Origin of the sequence: Fischerella sp. JS2 (assembly GCF_032393985.1) — a bacterium.
In the GTDB taxonomy this organism is placed as follows: Bacteria; Cyanobacteriota; Cyanobacteriia; order Cyanobacteriales; family Nostocaceae; genus Fischerella.
Map to the genome: position 1 here is coordinate 1,946,703 of NZ_CP135918.1, position 17,251 is coordinate 1,963,953.

15 protein-coding genes are annotated in these 17,251 nt (G+C 41.6%); 5 read left to right on the top strand and 10 right to left on the bottom strand.

The genetic code is table 11. The features are described from left to right. Positions 1–43 precede the first annotated feature (43 nt). Positions 44–1,249 (top strand): DUF4336 domain-containing protein, encoded by a 1,206-nt coding sequence (locus tag RS893_RS08100; RefSeq protein ID WP_315790688.1) that lies wholly within the window; start codon positions 44–46, stop codon positions 1,247–1,249. A gap of 158 nt (positions 1,250–1,407) precedes the next feature. Here the strand turns inward: RS893_RS08100 and RS893_RS08105 are convergent, their stop codons facing one another. The 7 genes from RS893_RS08105 to RS893_RS08135 form a co-directional block, all read right to left on the bottom strand. Continuing rightward, the gene (locus RS893_RS08105; protein WP_315790689.1) at positions 1,408–2,112 is read right to left on the bottom strand and encodes a hypothetical protein; all 705 of its coding nucleotides are present in this window, start codon (positions 2,110–2,112) and stop codon (positions 1,408–1,410) included. 430 nt (positions 2,113–2,542) lie between these two features. Further along, the gene (locus RS893_RS08110) at positions 2,543–2,971 is read right to left on the bottom strand and encodes a type II toxin-antitoxin system VapC family toxin (protein WP_315790690.1); all 429 of its coding nucleotides are present in this window, start codon (positions 2,969–2,971) and stop codon (positions 2,543–2,545) included. Next, positions 2,968–3,222, bottom strand: a complete 255-nt coding sequence (locus tag RS893_RS08115) for a FitA-like ribbon-helix-helix domain-containing protein (protein WP_315790691.1) — start codon at positions 3,220–3,222, stop codon at positions 2,968–2,970. The genes RS893_RS08110 and RS893_RS08115 overlap by 4 nt, the downstream gene beginning before the upstream one ends. A gap of 91 nt (positions 3,223–3,313) precedes the next feature. Then, the gene (locus RS893_RS08120; protein ID WP_315790692.1) at positions 3,314–4,036 is read right to left on the bottom strand and encodes a Uma2 family endonuclease; all 723 of its coding nucleotides are present in this window, start codon (positions 4,034–4,036) and stop codon (positions 3,314–3,316) included. A 192-nt stretch (positions 4,037–4,228) separates the two neighbouring features. After that, positions 4,229–5,158 (bottom strand): methylenetetrahydrofolate reductase, encoded by a 930-nt coding sequence (locus RS893_RS08125; protein ID WP_315790693.1) that lies wholly within the window; start codon positions 5,156–5,158, stop codon positions 4,229–4,231. A gap of 61 nt (positions 5,159–5,219) precedes the next feature. After that, positions 5,220–6,233 (bottom strand): tryptophan--tRNA ligase, encoded by a 1,014-nt coding sequence (gene trpS / locus RS893_RS08130; protein ID WP_315790694.1) that lies wholly within the window; start codon positions 6,231–6,233, stop codon positions 5,220–5,222. Between the two features lie 157 nt (positions 6,234–6,390). Continuing rightward, positions 6,391–6,771, bottom strand: a complete 381-nt coding sequence (locus RS893_RS08135) for a hypothetical protein (protein ID WP_315790696.1) — start codon at positions 6,769–6,771, stop codon at positions 6,391–6,393. Positions 6,772–6,904: 133 nt separating this feature from the next. Here RS893_RS08135 and RS893_RS08140 point away from each other — a divergent pair, with 133 nt between their 5' ends. The 3 genes from RS893_RS08140 (at position 6,905) to RS893_RS08150 (ending at position 8,708) form a co-directional block, all read left to right on the top strand. Further along, positions 6,905–7,105 (top strand): hypothetical protein, encoded by a 201-nt coding sequence (locus RS893_RS08140; RefSeq protein WP_315790697.1) that lies wholly within the window; start codon positions 6,905–6,907, stop codon positions 7,103–7,105. A 530-nt stretch (positions 7,106–7,635) separates the two neighbouring features. Beyond that, positions 7,636–8,142, top strand: a complete 507-nt coding sequence (locus RS893_RS08145) for a helix-turn-helix domain-containing protein (RefSeq protein WP_315785251.1) — start codon at positions 7,636–7,638, stop codon at positions 8,140–8,142. Further along, on the top strand, positions 8,133–8,708 hold the full coding sequence (locus tag RS893_RS08150; RefSeq protein WP_315785248.1) for an IS630 family transposase: 576 nt from the start codon (positions 8,133–8,135) through the stop codon (positions 8,706–8,708). The genes RS893_RS08145 and RS893_RS08150 overlap by 10 nt, the downstream gene beginning before the upstream one ends. 523 nt (positions 8,709–9,231) lie before the next feature. On the opposite strand, the gene RS893_RS08155 is transcribed toward RS893_RS08150, so the two are convergent. The 3 genes from RS893_RS08155 to RS893_RS08165 form a co-directional block, all read right to left on the bottom strand. After that, entirely contained in the window at positions 9,232–11,124 is a 1,893-nt protein-coding gene (locus tag RS893_RS08155; RefSeq protein WP_315790698.1) for a protein kinase domain-containing protein, read from the bottom strand. Between the two features lie 560 nt (positions 11,125–11,684). After that, the gene (locus RS893_RS08160; protein ID WP_315790699.1) at positions 11,685–14,162 is read right to left on the bottom strand and encodes a DUF3769 domain-containing protein; all 2,478 of its coding nucleotides are present in this window, start codon (positions 14,160–14,162) and stop codon (positions 11,685–11,687) included. 165 nt (positions 14,163–14,327) lie between these two features. Next, the gene (locus tag RS893_RS08165) at positions 14,328–14,444 is read right to left on the bottom strand and encodes a photosystem II reaction center protein I (protein ID WP_009458972.1); all 117 of its coding nucleotides are present in this window, start codon (positions 14,442–14,444) and stop codon (positions 14,328–14,330) included. 407 nt (positions 14,445–14,851) lie between these two features. Between RS893_RS08165 and recQ the strand changes: the two genes are divergently transcribed. Continuing rightward, entirely contained in the window at positions 14,852–17,011 is a 2,160-nt protein-coding gene (recQ, locus tag RS893_RS08170; protein WP_315790700.1) for a DNA helicase RecQ, read from the top strand. Positions 17,012–17,251 lie beyond the last annotated feature (240 nt).

Below are 17,251 nucleotides of genomic sequence, written 5' to 3' on the forward strand. Positions count from 1 at the left end.
AGCTTTGGGGATTCGGGAGGATCGAGTCGTGGAGAAAACCACGATGAACACACAAAATATGCAGACGCAACAGGATGGCATCTTTTTAAAAGATTGGTCTTGGCCTTTCTGGCCTGTTTTACCACTCTACCCATTTGGCAGACGACGTACAATCCGGCAAGAAGTAGTGAAAGATACGATCTGGACTTTTGACCAGATACAAGGGATTTTCTATGTCGTCGTGCCAATTCGTATGACCGTTGTGAAGTTAGAAGCAGGTGGACTCCTCGTTTATGCACCGATCGCACCAACCCCAGAATGTATCCGCCTTGTTGAAGAGTTAGTGACAGAACACGGGGATGTTAAATATATTATCCTGCCTACCATTTCTGGTTTAGAACATAAAGTCTTTGTCGGCCCTTTTGCCAGACGTTTTCCCCAAGCACAAGTCTTTGTAGCCCCGAAGCAGTGGAGTTTTCCTCTCAACCTGCCCCTGAGTTGGCTGGGTTTACCAGGGGGACGTACTCATGTACTTCCATCCAACAGCAGTGATACACCCTTTGCTGATGAGTTTGACTATGCAATTCTTGGCCCTATTGAATTGGGGCCGGGACGATTTGCCGAAGTTGCGTTTTTACACAAGCGATCGCGTACATTGCTAGTAACAGATATAGTTCTGTCTATCCCCGCAGAACCACCAGAAATAGTTCAACTTGACCCCTATCCTCTACTGTTTCATGCCAAAGACGACGCCTTCCACACCGTTTTTGACACTGAGGCTAACCGTCGTAAGGGGTGGCAGCGAATTGTATTATTTGCTTTTTACTTCCAACCGAGTACGCTGGAAGTAATTGGTACGAGGCAAGTGTTTCGCCATGCTTTGGGGGCGGCAGATCGTTCTAGGAAAGCTTATTTTGGTTTGTTTCCTTTTAAGTGGAATGACTGGCTACAGTCTTTTCATGCCCTACGCGGGGAAGGACGCTTGTTTGTTGCACCCATCCTGCAAACTTTAATTCTTAACCGAGATCCGGAGAAAACTATCAAATGGGCTAATCAAGTAGCGAGTTGGGATTTTCAACGGATAATTCCTTGTCACCTCGACTCACCGATTGAGGCGACACCAACTCAATTCCGACAAGCCTTTGTCTTTCTGGAAAAAACAGAAAATCCTCCCCAGTCTTTACCTAAAGAGGACTTGAAATTTTTAAATGAACTTTCACAAGGATTAAGCAAGTGGGGTATCACGCCACCACCCAAAGAAAGGGTGTGAAGGTGGGGAGGTGGGGAGGTATGGAGTATGGGGAGTATGAGGAGTGTGTAGACGCGCTTTGCGCGGCTTCCCGTAGGGTGGGGTGTGAGTAGTACTAACTACTAACTACTAATGTACAGACGCGATTAATCGCGTCTGTACTAACTACTAACCATTAACTATTGACTACTGTTGTTAGTATCAGATGAATTGCTATTAGGTGTTACATCTGTTTGATCTTGTCCACTTAGGGAAGGAGTGGTTGTACTAGTTTCGTTTGGTGAAGTAGTTGGCTGCGCGTTAGGAGTTGTAGTCGAAGTACTACCGTTAGAAGTGGATGGTGATGTCGGTGCAGTTTGTGTATTAGAAGGCTGTTGCGGCGGTACAGTAATGTTGACATTGGGTGCAGCCGGAGTTGGTACTGGTGATGTCCTCTGTTCGGGAAGGGGAATAGGAAGAGGAACTTCCCTAGTTCTTTCGATAATTGTTGTTTGTTGGGGTTCAGGTGTCAGAGTCGCAGCAGGAGTTGGGCTGGAAGTTGCTGGAATAGTCTCTACAGGTGTAGTTGTGTTATCTATGGCTGATTCTGGTCGATTGAAGTACCAAATTGCACCAGCTGTTAATGCTGCTAACCCAGCAATTAAGAAACCTAACAACAATCCTTGCGATGCATTATTTGTGTCTCGTTGTGCGAGGTCTTCTTGGTAGTTACGTTCCGATACTCGACCTTGTACATAACCATTACGGTAAGATTGAGAATCTACCCTATCGTTGTTAACAGTTTCACTGGTGCGTGTGACGTTAGTATGAGTTTCGCCGTTGCTATCGATATAACTATCTTGTCGAACTTCACGATAGCTTTTGTTATCATTTGGATTAGTCATAGTATTTGATGTAATCTTCTCCGAATAAACTGACAAAAAGGTATATGTAAATATCAGCAAAGATTCATCACTTTGGAATAGCCTTTGCTACGTTTGCCCTGTGATATTTAAAGTTAGGTTTTCTATTACTTTGAGAATAACTTGTGTATTTACAGTCAGGTTTCTATCTAAAGAAGTGAGATAGACTTTAACCAAAGGAAGAAAAGCTATTGCTAGGAAATATTATCTTTTGTGGCAAAAAATTTAAAAATGTCAAAAATTAGCGATCGCATGGTTCTAAAGCTGCAAATGCTTACTGTATAATGCCTCAACTATGCTGATACTTGATAGCAAAAAAAGAATTTTATGTCAAAGAACTGATACGACTCAATCCTACTACCAATTTAAAAAAAGAATGCAACACATGAATAATTAATATTGAGGTGTTCGCCTACAAATTAGCAATATCTTCTACCCACAGAAGATTATCGGCAAAAAAACTTATTTTGAGCGCATTGTAAAATTTGCGATCAGCCGTGACAAGCTGGCATTCTTCTGTAAAAGCAAGAGCTAGATAAAAACATTCATCTACAGTTTGTGCTAGAGTGTTAGCCATTTCTACAGCAGTTTCTAACAACAATGTTGAAGGATAAGTCTGCAACATCACTGTTTTGAAGTTATGTATAATTCTGCGACTGGTTTCTTGAGTAATTTCTCCTAGCTGAACTTTTTTCCACAAGATATTACCAAACTCAGGTAGCAGTAAATCTGGGGCTATTAATTCATAAGTTCCGTCCAAAAGACGAGCGGCTTTTTCGCTGTTAATCTCTGGGATGAACCATTTGACAGCGACAGTGGCATCAATAACGTAACGATTCACTTTTGTCTCTCCTTTCTAAGGAGTTCTGCACTGTCAGTATGGATGCTACCCACTAACTGTAGCCGCATTTGGAAAGCAGCTTCTCTCGCCTTTGCCATATTGACTGGTTTGCTTAAAATTGCCTGGCTTTGTACTGCCATCTCCAAGATATGTTTGATTTCTGCTTGCAAAGAGTGACCATGCTGTTTAGCAAGGATTTCTAGCTTTTCTAGGATGATGGGGTCTAGGTCTTCAACCAAGACTTGAGCCATAGTTGACTTCTTGTAGTTTGTTATATTGAATAGCTTTTTGAGATTATAGCTTGCTGGGGCGATCGCACCTTTAAGCCATAGTCCAAAAATACTAAACCTCTGGTTCAACCCCAAGCGATCGCAGTTGTTCAGCCAAACGATCTGCCCTTCGACGTTCCTGTTCGGCTCTTTCCTCACCAGTTAACAACAAATTACCTTGCAAATCCCACCAGCGCAGCCAAGGTAATTCCATATTCTGGTATTCTCCTTGCCAAATGCCTAACTCGACTCCTAATGGATTTATGGGATAATGTCCCCGTTCATTGGGTGATAATAACTCATATTGTCCACCAATGAATTCATAAACTTCTACACTGGCTTTATTCAGTTCATAAATGCCATAAAAGGGAGGGCGAATCACCTGTTCATAAATCCAAAATTTGCCTTTCCAAGGAGTTTTGTCTCGTTCTTCACTACCATCCCCAGAGACAAATTCTAAAACAATCAACGGTGCGATATACTCTCGCCATAGTACATAAGACCTCCGCGTTTGCCCACTAAGCAAGGGCGGTACATTCCCTACATAAAACCAATCCGGTGCTTCTGCGCCTTTTTCTGGGGGGTCAGTGATGCGCCAGTAGATCCCACAATCTTGACCAATACAGTATTGCCCATCAGGATGACGTTTTTGCAATATCGGTTTAATAGAGTCGGTTAATAGAATGCTTTGGGGATGTTCCTGGAAGTTTTTCACAAATGTACCGTCAGACTCAGGAAGTTGAGTGTGATCAGGAAAAGGGGTGAGGGCGTTAGGTGGATTAGTTGCAGAGGTCATAAGATTACCTTTGCAGGGGTAGGGGTTGTTTTTTAGTTTAGCAATAGAGGCAACAAAAGAGCGATCGCACTCTCTTCAATTAGCAAAGAAATGCGATCACTCACCTAGTGGTTTACCACATTAATTGTGAGGGATTATAGATCCCCGACTTTGTTTAAAGAAGTCGGGGATCTGAACTGAGAGAGCATTTGTTTAAACTGATACCATCTGATTAACTGGCGCAACACCAGCCATCTCTAATATTTGCGGAATCAAATCTTCTCGCTTCACTGCCATCATGTGGACACCTTGACACAATTGCTGTGCGATCTGTACCTGTTCCGCAGCAATTTTCATCCCTTCTTCTAGGGGATATTTTGCTTGTGCTAATCTATCAATGATGTGTTGGGGAATATTTACACCCGGAACACACCTATTAATAAATTGGGCATTTTTTGCTGATTTAAACAAGAAAATTCCAGCTAAAATTGGCTTGCCACAACCAACAGCAATTTTATCCATGAACTTTTCTAGTATTTCAAAATCGGTAATTAATTGACTTTGAAAAAACTGCGCTCCTGCTTCTAATTTGCGTTCAAATCGTTTTTGCAAACCCGACCAACTTGGACATTGCGGATCAACTGCTGCACCAGGAAATAAATCTAGTGCCCCATCATTTAAGGGTGTATCGTTGTAATCAACGCCATGATTCAGCTTTTGTATGACTTGCAGCAGCCGCACAGATTCTAAGTCAAACACGCCTTTGCAGTCAGTATGATCACCTGCTTTCACAGGATCACCGGTCAAGGCTAAGATATTTCTGATGCCGATCGCATGAGCGCCCATTAAATCAGCTTGTAAACCAATGCGGTTGCGATCGCGACAAGCAATCTGACAAATTGGTTCAATGCCATGTTGTAATAAAATTGCCGATGCTACCACCGGACACATCCGTAAAACTGCCCGGCTACCATCGGTAATATTGACAGCATGAACCCTCCCCTTAAGGGTCGCTGCCATTTTGAGCATGTGTTCTGGATTACCGCCTTTTGGTGGTGCTACCTCGGCGGTAACCAGGAATTGACCAGCTTTTGCTGCTGTCCGAAAAGAAGTTATAGAAGTTGGATTTTGAGTATCCAGCATAAAAATGAGCATTTCTGTCTTTGGGTAAAGCTATAACACAACTCACCCTACACAGAAAACCTCATAATGGTGTGGAGTATCCCATTGCGGTTTTAACTTTTGCTAAAGTTTGGTTCGCAACAGCCTCTGCTTTATGTTTTCCATGCCGTAAAACAGACTCTAAATAGCCTCTGTCATCCATTATCGACTGATATTTCGCTTGGATGGGTTTGAGGGCATTGATGACTGTTTCTGTCAGTAAAGGCTTAAATTGTCCCCAGCCCATATCTTGACACTCAGCAGCGACTTCTTCCTTGGTTTTGCCAGACAGCAACATATACAGAGTTAACAAATTATTGCTCTCTGGTCGTTCTGGATGATCAAACTCTAAACCGCGAGTTGGATCAGTTTTACATTTCTTAATTTTTTTGACAATCTCATCCGGTGAATCTAGCAAATTGATCCGGCTTAATTCTGAAGGATCAGACTTAGACATTTTCTTTGTCCCATCCGTCAAACTCATTACCCTAGCTCCTTCTTTACGGATCAAAGGTTCTGGTAACTTTAATACCGATTGATCTGGCTTGGCAAATAAGTGATTAAACCTATTGACAATATCCCGCGTTAGTTCTAGGTGTTGCTTTTGGTCTTCCCCTACTGGCACTTTATCTGGTTCGTAGAGCAAAATATCAGAAGCCATCAGCACAGGATAGTCTAACAAACCAACACCTACGTTTTCACCCTGCTTGACAGCCTTTTCTTTGAACTGAATCATATCTGTCAGCCAGTTGAGGGGTGTAATGCAGTTAAGTAACCAGGTAAGTTCAGTGTGTGCAGGGACGTGAGATTGTACAAAAATAGTGGAATGGGTTAAATCAAGACCACAAGCCAGATATAAAGCAGCCAAGGTATAAGTATTTTTAGCTAGTTCTACTGGGTTGTGTGGCAAAGTAACAGCGTGCAAATCAGCTATAAACAGGAAATTATCGTACTGGCTTTGTCCTTCTACCCAGTTACGAATTGCACCTAAATAATTTCCTAAATGTAAGTTACCAGTAGGTTGAACACCAGAAAGAACTCTTTGCCTGACAGACATAACGTAGGATTAATAGTTTTAACTTTTTTTAAAGATACTTAAAAATGAGCAAAAAGGGGACTGGAGAATGGAAGGGAAGGGGGACAAGGGGGACACGGGAGACGACATAATGAATTCCTAATCCCCGATCGCTAGTCCCCGATTCCTTACACGATCGCTACTTTAGCAAACTCAGCACCTCTTGAATCAACTGGCGGATGTACCAGAGGCGAAACATTTGAGTTTGATAATATGCTTCGGTTGATTTATCCATTCTTTGTCCCTGTAGTGTAGCCCTCATCAGTGCCAGTTGAGCATCTGTTGGTTGTCCTAGCTGTCGAAGTACAGCAAACAAGCTATTGTATACTTCATTCAATTTTGGATATTGCAAGCCTTTACCTTTGCGAAATTCCAAAATCGCTCGCTGTGGAAAGCTGGATAATACTCTAATGCAAGAGTTGCGATCGCTAATATTCCCTTCTGGTCTAATTCCGTAAATTTGGCACAGTTGAATCAACTCTGGCAGAGTCTTTGCCTCCAGCTCAGTGCGGTTTAACATAGTAAATGTCTGTTTTTTCGTAAATGGACTTGGTGGGTAAGTATTCTTGGCGGAAGCTACCCACCATATTCTTAAATATACAATGTGTTGCCTCACTATTCTCAAATTATCTAAAAATCATTAATAGAACTAAATGCCTAATCCACATGGCAATCCAGAAATCAAAAAACATGGTTTTAAAACGGATAGAGATGAACCTCTAACCGAAAGAATTGCCATTAGAGTCACCAAAACAATGGCTGAGAAAATAAAATCTATTGAGAATTATCCTGAATTTTGCCGTCGAGTACTTCAGGAAGCATTAGATAAACTCAACCAAGCTGAAGATCAGTAGCCTTCATCTTCCTACTTTTTCCTGATCTAACTTGGTGTCTTAGTGTCTTGGTGGTTAAATAAAAATTATTTTTTTACTACAAAGACACTAAGACACGAAGAAAACTTACTGTTTAGGATTGCACTACCAAAAGGTTAGTATAATTACTTTATAAAAATAGACAAATTTTAAACTCTCTTCAGAAAAACTGGCAGTAACCTTAAAAGTAATTGATTATTTTTTCATCCGGGGTATTTGCTAATGAAAGCTTTACTACTCTGGCTCGTATTGCCTAATTCCTTTTAGTTTTACCAAAAAACTTTGATTTAGCGGATTGTAAAACTATCAATAATCTGCTGACTGTAAATTTGCTTTTTACTCTTAAGATCTGTCTGGAGACAGAGGACTGAATGTGATTTTTCTGCATCTCTGCAATAGAGATGCAGAAATCAGGATTTTTAGCAAAGCTTCAGAATAAGAGAATTATACCAATTTGAAAAAAGAATGCGACAGATGGTAAAAATAGACAGAAGTAGCATTCAGGGTATGTGATGGTAGGGGTAACACAGATCGAGATAGTTGATAGTGTCGAGGAACTAGAGAAGTTGCTCAGACATCAAAAACAGTCTCGGAGCAAAGAACGTATACAAGCCCTATATCTGATTAAAGGGCAAGAAATGAGTGTAAGTGAGATTGCTAAAATCTTGGGAAAACATCGAGCTACAGTACATCGATGGTTGGCAGATTATCGAGAAGGAGGAATTGAGGCGGTTGTTGAATTTGGAACGAGTTCAGGTCGAAAAAGAGCAATACCAGATTGGGCTGTATCGAGTTTGAAAAAACAACTCGAACAACCAGAAGGTGGGTTTCAACGGTACACACAAATACAACATTGGTTAGAAAAAACCTTGGGTGTGCAAGCTGAGTACGCAACTGTACATCATCTGGCACGTTACAGGCTCAAAGCCAAGCTGAAAGTCCCACGTCCGCGTAACCGAAAACAGGACGAAGAAAAACTAGAGTCTTTTAAAAAAAACTCGGTGATGACTTGCAATTAATTGCTCAATACAGTGCCATTATCTTGCCCCAGTACGAAAATATTCGTTATTTTGTACAAGATGAGAGTCGATTTGGACTCAAAACCATTGAAGGACGTAAAATTACTCTTCCCGGAGTTAAGCCTATTGGTGATTGGCAGTGGCAATTTAAAGCGTTCTGGCTATATGGAGCAGTTGAACCACTTACTGGGGAAAGTTTATTTTGGCAGTTTTCTCATGTTGATACCGAATGCTACCAACAATTTTTGAACGAGTTCGCTGCCTGTTATCCCAAATCACTTAACATTCTCCAAGTTGATAACGGCTTATTTCATAAAGCTAAACGTTTACAAATTCCAGAGAATATTGTTCTTTTGTTCCAGCCTGCTCATTCTCCTGAACTGAATCCCATAGAGCGCGTTTGGGAATATCTCAAGCAAGACTTGAAATGGGAGCTATTTGATCACCTGGAGCATCTGCAAACCAAGGTTGCTCAACTCCTAGCTCTCCTCACTCCTCAAATTGCTGCTTCTTTGACTGGTTATGACTTCATCCTCAATGCCTTATCTGTCGCAAACATTTTTTGAATTGGTATAAAAAATTAGTGTTTACTTAAATTAGACACTATTAATCCGTGCTAAGTAAAAATATTACGAATTAAATAAAGTATAAACTTATGGTTAAAACTATATCTGCGGTTGGACTGCCAGAAGGGTAGCCTAGAAATAGCCGAAGCGATCGCTTTGCAGATTATTTTTGCTCATGTACCTTAATCAGACAGAGAATTCAATCTTCCCCCCATTCACGGCTACCGTGTACATACAAGTTGGATTTACCCCTGTTGATCCCCCCGATATTCGGGGTAAACAACAAATCCAGTCCCCTCTCCTTTACAAGGGGAGGGTTAGGGTGGGGTAAAACCAGAATTCACAAGCTATTTCAGACTTGCGTGTACACCGTAGCCCATTCACGAGGGAATTGAGGGGGTTTTTAGGATTCATGCAAGAGGTCCATTCTATGGACCGCGATGGTGATTAATTTTGATGTTATACCATTTCACAAAATTCTTGATTGTCGCCCGATATATCAGAGTTATGGTGAAACGTATTACTATCCCCCTGCTGTAGGTGTAGCAGGTACAACCATCATTTCCTCAGTTGGCTGTTCGGTCACTTGTGTAGTAGGTAGAATTATTTTTTCCTTAGTTGGTTGTTCGGTCACTTGTGTACTAGGGACAACTGTATTCTGCTGAGTTGCTTCCTCAGTGGCGGGTGTAGTAGGTGTAACCATCATTTGCTGAGTTGGTTCCTTTGTCACTGGTGTAGTCGGTACAACCATCATTTGCTGATTTGATTCCTCAGTGGTCGGTGTAGTGGGTGTAACCGTCATTTGCTGAGTTGGTTCCTTTGTCACTGGCGTAGTCGGTACAACCATCATTTGCTGATTTGATTCCTCAGTGGTCGGTGTAGTAGGCTGTGGATTGCTCTGTGTTGGAGATGGGGATGCTGGGACTTCATTTTCTGTTGTCGGCGGTGTAGATGGTTGAATTTCCTCCTCTATTGGAGGTGGGGATGGTTGGGACTCACTTTCGGTTGTCGGTGGCGGTGGCGGTGTAGATGGTTGAATTTCCTCTATTGGAGATGGAGATGGTTGGGACTCACTTTCGGTTGTCGGTGGCGGTGGCGGTGTAGATGGTTGAATTTCCTCCTTTATTGCAGGTGGAGGTAGTGGGAATTCCCTTTCTGTTGGAGGTGGTGGAAATAGCTTAATTTCTTCCTTGACAACAGGTTGAGATGGTTTTGTATCGTTCTTGCTGGGAGAGGGAGACGGCGCTGGTGTTGCAGGCTTATTAGAATCACGCTGCGGTGTGAATATTGACGGTGAAATTGTTGGTGGAGTGGTAAAAAAGTTTTTGCTACGTTTATTTTTTGGTACCGATGGTGAAGCTTGTGGCTGGTTCTTGGTATTTTCTGCTGCTGGATTGGTGGTTTTGGTTGGTTGATTTTCCTGTAAGTTGAATGGCAGAAAACTTTTACCAAAAATGACTAGACCAAATCCAACCCCAATCAAACTAAATAACCCCAAGGTTGGAAATCCTTGAGTATGCGATGCACGAGATGATGAACGATATGGTGTTTTGGCTGGCGGTGGGGGTACTTGTTGTATTGTTGATGGTGGTGACGATGGTGCCTGAAGCGCTTGCAATGCGTCGGCTGCCGTTTGATACCGCTCTTTAAAGTTACAGCGCACCATTTTGGTTAAAATATTCGCTAACTCATTGCTGATATTGACTAGGTTACGCCAAACTACTTCTCCATCCGCCGGATCAGTGGGTAGCTTACGTGGTTGTACACCTGTTAAAGCTTGAATTCCTATCATTCCCACTGCATAGACGTCGCTGGACAGTCTTGGTTTACCATTAGCTTGTTCGTTTGGGATGTAGCCGGGTGTGCCAATGACAATGGTAGAGTTGACTTCTCCTTCTGTGTTGGTTGCCAAGCTTTTAATTTCCTTAACAGAACCAAAGTCAATCAAGACGATTTTGCCGTCTTGACGACGCATAATATTTTGCAATTTTATATCTCGGTGGATCACACCATGTTCATGGACAACCGCCAAAACATCTAGTATTTCCTGTAGGAGTTTTAGGACTTGAGCTTCACTAAGCTGTTTACCAGGAATGATTTCTGTAGTTAAATCGTGTCCATCAATAAATTCCTGTACCAAATAAAATTCCCCATTTTCTTCAAAATGGGCTAAAAGTTCAGGAATTTGCTCATGATGTTTGCCTAAACGGTACAAAACTTCTGCTTCTTGGTTGAATAGCCTCTTGGCAATCTGCAAGATTTCTGGATTAGGGTTGCGAGTTTGAAGATGCTTCACAACACACTTGGGATTACCAGGCAAATCCATATCTTCAGCAAGAAAGGTATCACCAAATCCGCCGCTTCCCAACTTTTTAAGGATTTTGTAGCGATTCCGGAGAACTTTGCCGAAGAGCATCAGCTTTACCTAAACGCAATTGACATACCCATGATAGGGCGATAACTCTATTAATTTTTACAAAAAAAAGCTTTTTTAAGAAACTAACTTTGAGAGGATCTTAAAAAATTTTATTGCATGTTCGTAATAGCTAGATTTGAACCTATTGTTACTAATATATATTGGTAAAATGCTTTTTTTTCAGTATTTTTACTTGATTAATATCGTAATTATAGCCTCCATAAATAGCTATTTATTTAGTATTTTTGTTTTAATTACAAAGACATTCAGAAATTGAGGGTAGTTAGCTGCAACAGAAAATTTATAGTTTCAATTTTTACAATCAAAAATTTTCTATTGCATTAATATATATCTATGTAGCACTTTTTCTTTTATACAAATTATCTATAGATTTTGAGTGTTTTCAAATATTAAAAGATGACTACTAGTAATTGACCACATTGATTTTAATGGGCTGGGAGAACCCCAACTTTTTTAAAAAGTTGGGGTTCTAATCTCTGGCAACCCTTATAAGAGAGACTTCCAATCTAAAATCCACAATCTAAAATCCAAAATTGATATTACTCAGACACGCCACCCACAACAGGCCTAACTTCAGAAAATGGATTAGTGCCACCAGTCCAGTTAAAGTCGCTAAGGCGGAAACTAATGCCACCTAATTCTAGCTCTGGATTGTAACGCAGGGTAATTCCGTAGGTACGACGACTGTATTGCAAAATAAAGTCGGTGCTGGTGTATTCTCCTGTATCTAAATTAACTGATGTTTGAACACCAAATGTAAATGGTCCATAAATTTGCTGTGTAATCCCGGCACTCAAGGTTCTGGTATCAACAGCACGGTCAAATAAGAAAGGAGACTCGCCACTATCAAGACCTTGGGAGTAACTGATGTTAAAAGCAGTGTAGTCTAGAAAAGACCTAGAAAAATGACCGATTTGCCCTTCTAAACCAATTGTGCCAATCAATGTGCTTTGGTTGTCGCCATTTGTGTAATAACTAGTAGTGCCAGTCAAGCCACCAAATGCTCGTAGGTAGGGAACTACTGGGTTAGGCGTGTATCGTAAACCTTCAGTGGCAGTGGGTGGTAGGGGTTTACCTTGCCACAGTAAAAAACCTCCATTCAAGGCAGCACTGGCTTGTAGACGACCAAGGGAGACACGGTTATTATCCCGGATTGGTTCTAGCAAGTCTTCGCGATCAGTGTTGGCGGTGATATATTGAGCCCCTCCTTGGTAGCTGAAGTTTAACCCTGTTTTCCCCAGAGGGATGATGGGGGAAGTAATGACACCGCCAAAGCTACTTTGAACAGTTTGATAACCAAGACTACCATTATAGAGGCGATCGCGATAACTATATTCCAATGTTACATTGTGGGGGTTACGATTATCACCGACTTGTTGACGCAACCGCAAACTTGCCCTCAAATTATTTTCAATATCGGTCAAGTCAAAACTAGTTAGTGTCCCAGAACCTTCAACCGTTGTTCTTGGACTCAAAGTGGCATCAAGGGATGTTCTTAAACCAAACAGTGAGGGAATATTGCCAACACCTTCCTGGACAGCCTTTTGAGCGAGAAACTGAGGTGTAATACTAAAACTCACATTTTCTCTATTTATCGGTTCAAATCTGCGCTCTACAAATACACCTCCACGCTGATCACCATCAAATCCAAAGGAAACTAACCCAGGCGTGGCATCTCGCTTTCTGCGGTCAATCACCTGCTGATTTTTGGGAATGGGTATACTCAAGCCCTGGTCAAAAACTAAACGCTGATTCTGTGTGCGAACACGGTCTTGCAAAGGGGACTCTCGCGTCAGTGTGACTTTATCTGCCCGCAATTCTAATTCTGGGGGTGAAAAGGGGTCATTGGTGATACTGACATCTGATGCTTGCCAGCCACGTGGATAAAAATCAATACGTGCAGCCTCAAAGCGGACGCGCCGCACCTGTCCTCCTTGTTCGGGATTGACTATATTTCTGGCATTAGTTCTACCACCAATACCAAAATTAATTCCCCCTGGACTACTCACCCCAGTCAAGGGTTGATTACTTCTGATGCGATCGCTGGGTGGACGTGCTGGTACTCCGCCTGCTGTGACATCGGTGGGCAAAAACGCAAAATCCTCCTGGGCTGTTGGTATAAAAATCTCACCACGACCAGCTAACAATTCTCCAGTATCCTGAACAAAATTATAAGTGAATCGCTGCCCACGTAGTACTTGGTCGCCTCTGGTTAAGGCAACATTGCCTTCACCCACAGCAATTAAATTGTCTAAACTAACTTGAATGCGATCGGCATCCACCACCGCCCCATCAAAACGCACAACCACATTGCCTTCTGCTGTAACTACCCGCCTTTGTTCGTCATACTCTTGGGTGTCTGCTATTACTTCTACAACTCTCCTTGTTTCTGGCGTTGTCGGTGTAGGTGCTGGTTGTGGAGTTTGGCTAGTGAGGTTGCGAGTTTTAAATTCTATGGTTGATAGTTGGTTGTTATTTGTTGATTGTTTGTTGGCAGTATGGAATTTGATTTTGATTGGTTGCGGTGCTGAGCTAGAAGTCTGGGAATTTTTAGCAGTGGTATGATTCTGTTTGGACTGGACTAGTTGCTCAGCTAATGATTGGGATTTTTTTTGAGATAGGTTCTTACTATTTTTGATTGTCTGAACAATTTGCTGTTGGGTTTGTTGTTTTTGACTGCTGTTGTTAGTGTCTTGAGTAATCTGTGGCTGTTGCTGTGAGTAGCCAATAGATAAGGGTTCCCCTAGTAGATCCGCACTGTTTTCAGTAATGTTTAGAGGCGAAAATTCGGCTGGAAAACTTTCCGGTGCAGGGATTGTGGGTGTTTTGGCTATAAATGACTTATTCGGTACAGGCTGAGGTGACGGATTAACTGGTTGTTGCTGTAAATTTTCTGCTTTCGCCTGTTCTCCTTTTGAATGCAATTGGCGATCGCTTGCAGCTATGACTGGCAGATTTTCTGCTAATAATGGTTCAACTATGGCAGGTGGTTCGGGCGGCAGAACGGAATGAAGCATGTTTCAGCACAATCTAGCAAACAAATAGCCAAAATTAAGAGCCGGAAGGACTAACTTAACTTTTTACCTTCCGACTTTCACTTTCTGTTTAACTTTTAGCAAGCCGCCTTAAGAGCGTCTAGTGTTTTTTGCCTTATGGCAGTAACGGATAATTAGACCTTTATCTTACTCGAAGTCCCGACGACCAGGGTTACGAGCAGGATCGTTTGACAAAAATCCAAACACAAACAGAGTGATAAAGAAGGCAACAACAATATATACAACGATTTTTAAAGTCAGCATTGAGATATCTCCCTTGGATTTGAAAAGCTCTCCGTATCTGCCATACAGATTTAGATAGCTCCTTTATCTTACCCAAATCTTATCCCTTTTTTGGAGAAGGCTGGCATAAATTACAGAGATAAACTCTGCAACATAACTGAGTGTAAGCCAATATCTCCATAGTGAACTGACTTCTATAGATGCGCCTTAGTCAGCAGACGTTCACGTACAGCAGATGTTTCCAGTCGCAACTAATGTCGTTATTGACCCTAGCGTGGAAATGTATGTCTGTAGTCATCGGTTTTTGCTTCAACTACCTATATTATGGCTACTGTTTCCCATGATGATTGCAACTTCCAGCCAGGGGATTGTTAAAATTCTGATATCTTCATCACTACCTACGCAGAAAGCCTAAAAAAGCGATCGCTATGTCTCAGTATCCTCAATTAGAAAAAGCGCTAAAATATCACTTCGGTTATGATAACTTTCGTCCCGGACAAAGAGAAATTATCGAAAATGCGCTTTCTAATCGGGATTTACTGATTATTATGCCTACAGGCGGCGGTAAGTCGCTGTGCTTTCAACTACCAGCACTTATTAAAAAAGGTGTGACAGTAGTAGTATCACCATTAATTGCTTTGATGCAAGATCAAGTAGAAGCACTGCGAAAAAACGGTGTAGCAGCTACATTCCTCAATAGCAGTCTGAACTCTTACCAGACGCGATCGCGTGAACAATACATTCTCCAAGGTAAGGTTAAATTACTCTACGTTGCCCCAGAACGCCTGATCAGTGATAGATTTCTACCATTTTTAGATCTAATCCATCATCAAGTTGGTATTTCCGCCTTTGCTATTGATGAAGCGCACTGCGTTTCTGAGTGGGGACACGACTTCCGTCCAGAATACCGCCAGTTAATCTTACTGCGAAAACGTTACACCGACGTTCCAACTTGGGCATTTACAGCCACCGCTACTGATCGTGTCCGTAATGATATCATCCAACAATTAGGATTAAAAGACCCCAGTATCCACATCGCCAGCTTCAACCGCCAAAATCTTTACTACGAAGTTCGTCCCAAAAAAAAGAATGCTTACGCCGAACTCCGAGAACTGATCCGCGATTGTGAAGGTTCAGGAATTATTTACTGTTTAACTCGCAAAAAAGTTGACGAAATCACCTTTAAACTCCAACATGATAAAGTATCTGCCCTCCCCTACCACGCTGGTTTAACAGACGAAGAACGGACTCAAAATCAAACTCGCTTTATTCGCGATGATGTGCGAATTATGGTAGCAACAATTGCCTTTGGTATGGGTATCAATAAACCAGATGTGCGATTTGTAATTCACTTTGATATACCCCGTAATTTAGAAAGTTACTATCAAGAATCAGGTCGGGCAGGTAGAGATGGAGAAGCCTCGCGTTGTACACTTTTTTTCAGCTACGCTGATGTCAAAATCATCGAATTTCTCATCAATCAAAAAAGCGAATCACAAGAACAGTTAATTGCCAAGCAACAACTACGGCAAATGATAGATTACGCCGAAGGTACAGACTGTCGCCGCACAATTCAACTTAGTTACTTTGGCGAACGTTTTCCAGGGAATTGTGATAATTGTGATAACTGTCGCTATCCTAAACCAGTGCAAGATTGGACACTGGAAGCAATGAAATTTTTATCTTGTGTCGCCCGTTGCAAAGAAAAATTTGGCATGAGCCATATCATAGATATTCTACGAGGAGCAAAAACCCAAAAAATTGCTCAATACGAACACGAGAAACTATCCACCTATGGTATCGGTAAAGATAAAAGTGTGGAAGAATGGCGGATGCTAGGACGTTCCTTGTTACATCAAGGTTTACTAGAACAAAGCACCGATGGTTACGCTGTTTTAAAACTCAATGCCTTAAGTTGGGAAGTCATGCGGCGACAGCGCACCGTTTCTATTCCTGTCACCGTCACCCAAAAGCTTACTTGGAACGAGGATAACGCTAAAACTGTAGAAGCAGAAATGTTATTGCAGAAGTTGCGATCGCTACGCAAACAACTTGCAGATGAACAATCTGTTCCACCTTATGTAATCTTCGCCGATTCAACTCTCAAATTAATGGCTCAAGTTAAACCCCAAACCAGGGACGCATTTAGCCAACTTTCCGGGGTAGGTAGCCATAAACTCAGTCAATATGGTGATAAATTTATCGCTGAAATCCGCGCTTATTGTCAAGAACATAATTCTCAACAACCAAAACTCAATCCTACATCTTCTCTCACTTCAGTTTCTGCTACAGCATTGCAAACTTTGCTCTTATATCAACAAGGCTTAAGCGTTTCCGAAATTGCCGAAAAACGTAACCTACGTCCAACAACTATTTTTAGCCACCTCTGCGATTTAATTGAGAAAAACCAACCTATAGACATAAATCACTTAGTACCACCAGAAAAGCAGCAAAAAATATTGCAAGTATTAGAAATTCTTGGAGATATTGCCCTTACCCCAATTAAAGAATATCTTGGCGATAGTTATAGCTTTGAAGAGATTCGTTTAGTTAGAAGTCAGTGGCGTCAAAAGAGTCACAAAATCTAGTTCTATAGAGTAGAGATAATTAACCACTAAGGCACGAAGACACTAAACACAAGATTGAATAATATGATGTTAGCTTGAACACTTAATATTATTCGTTGGGGTCGGTAATTGGTAATGGGAAAAACCTCTCTCTCAATGATTTAGCTTCATTTCGTAATCAATTAGCAGGACTTGGGATTATTGGGTAGTTTAGTATCTATACCAAGACTCTGGGAACTGGTGCGTTTTCCTCTGCGCCTC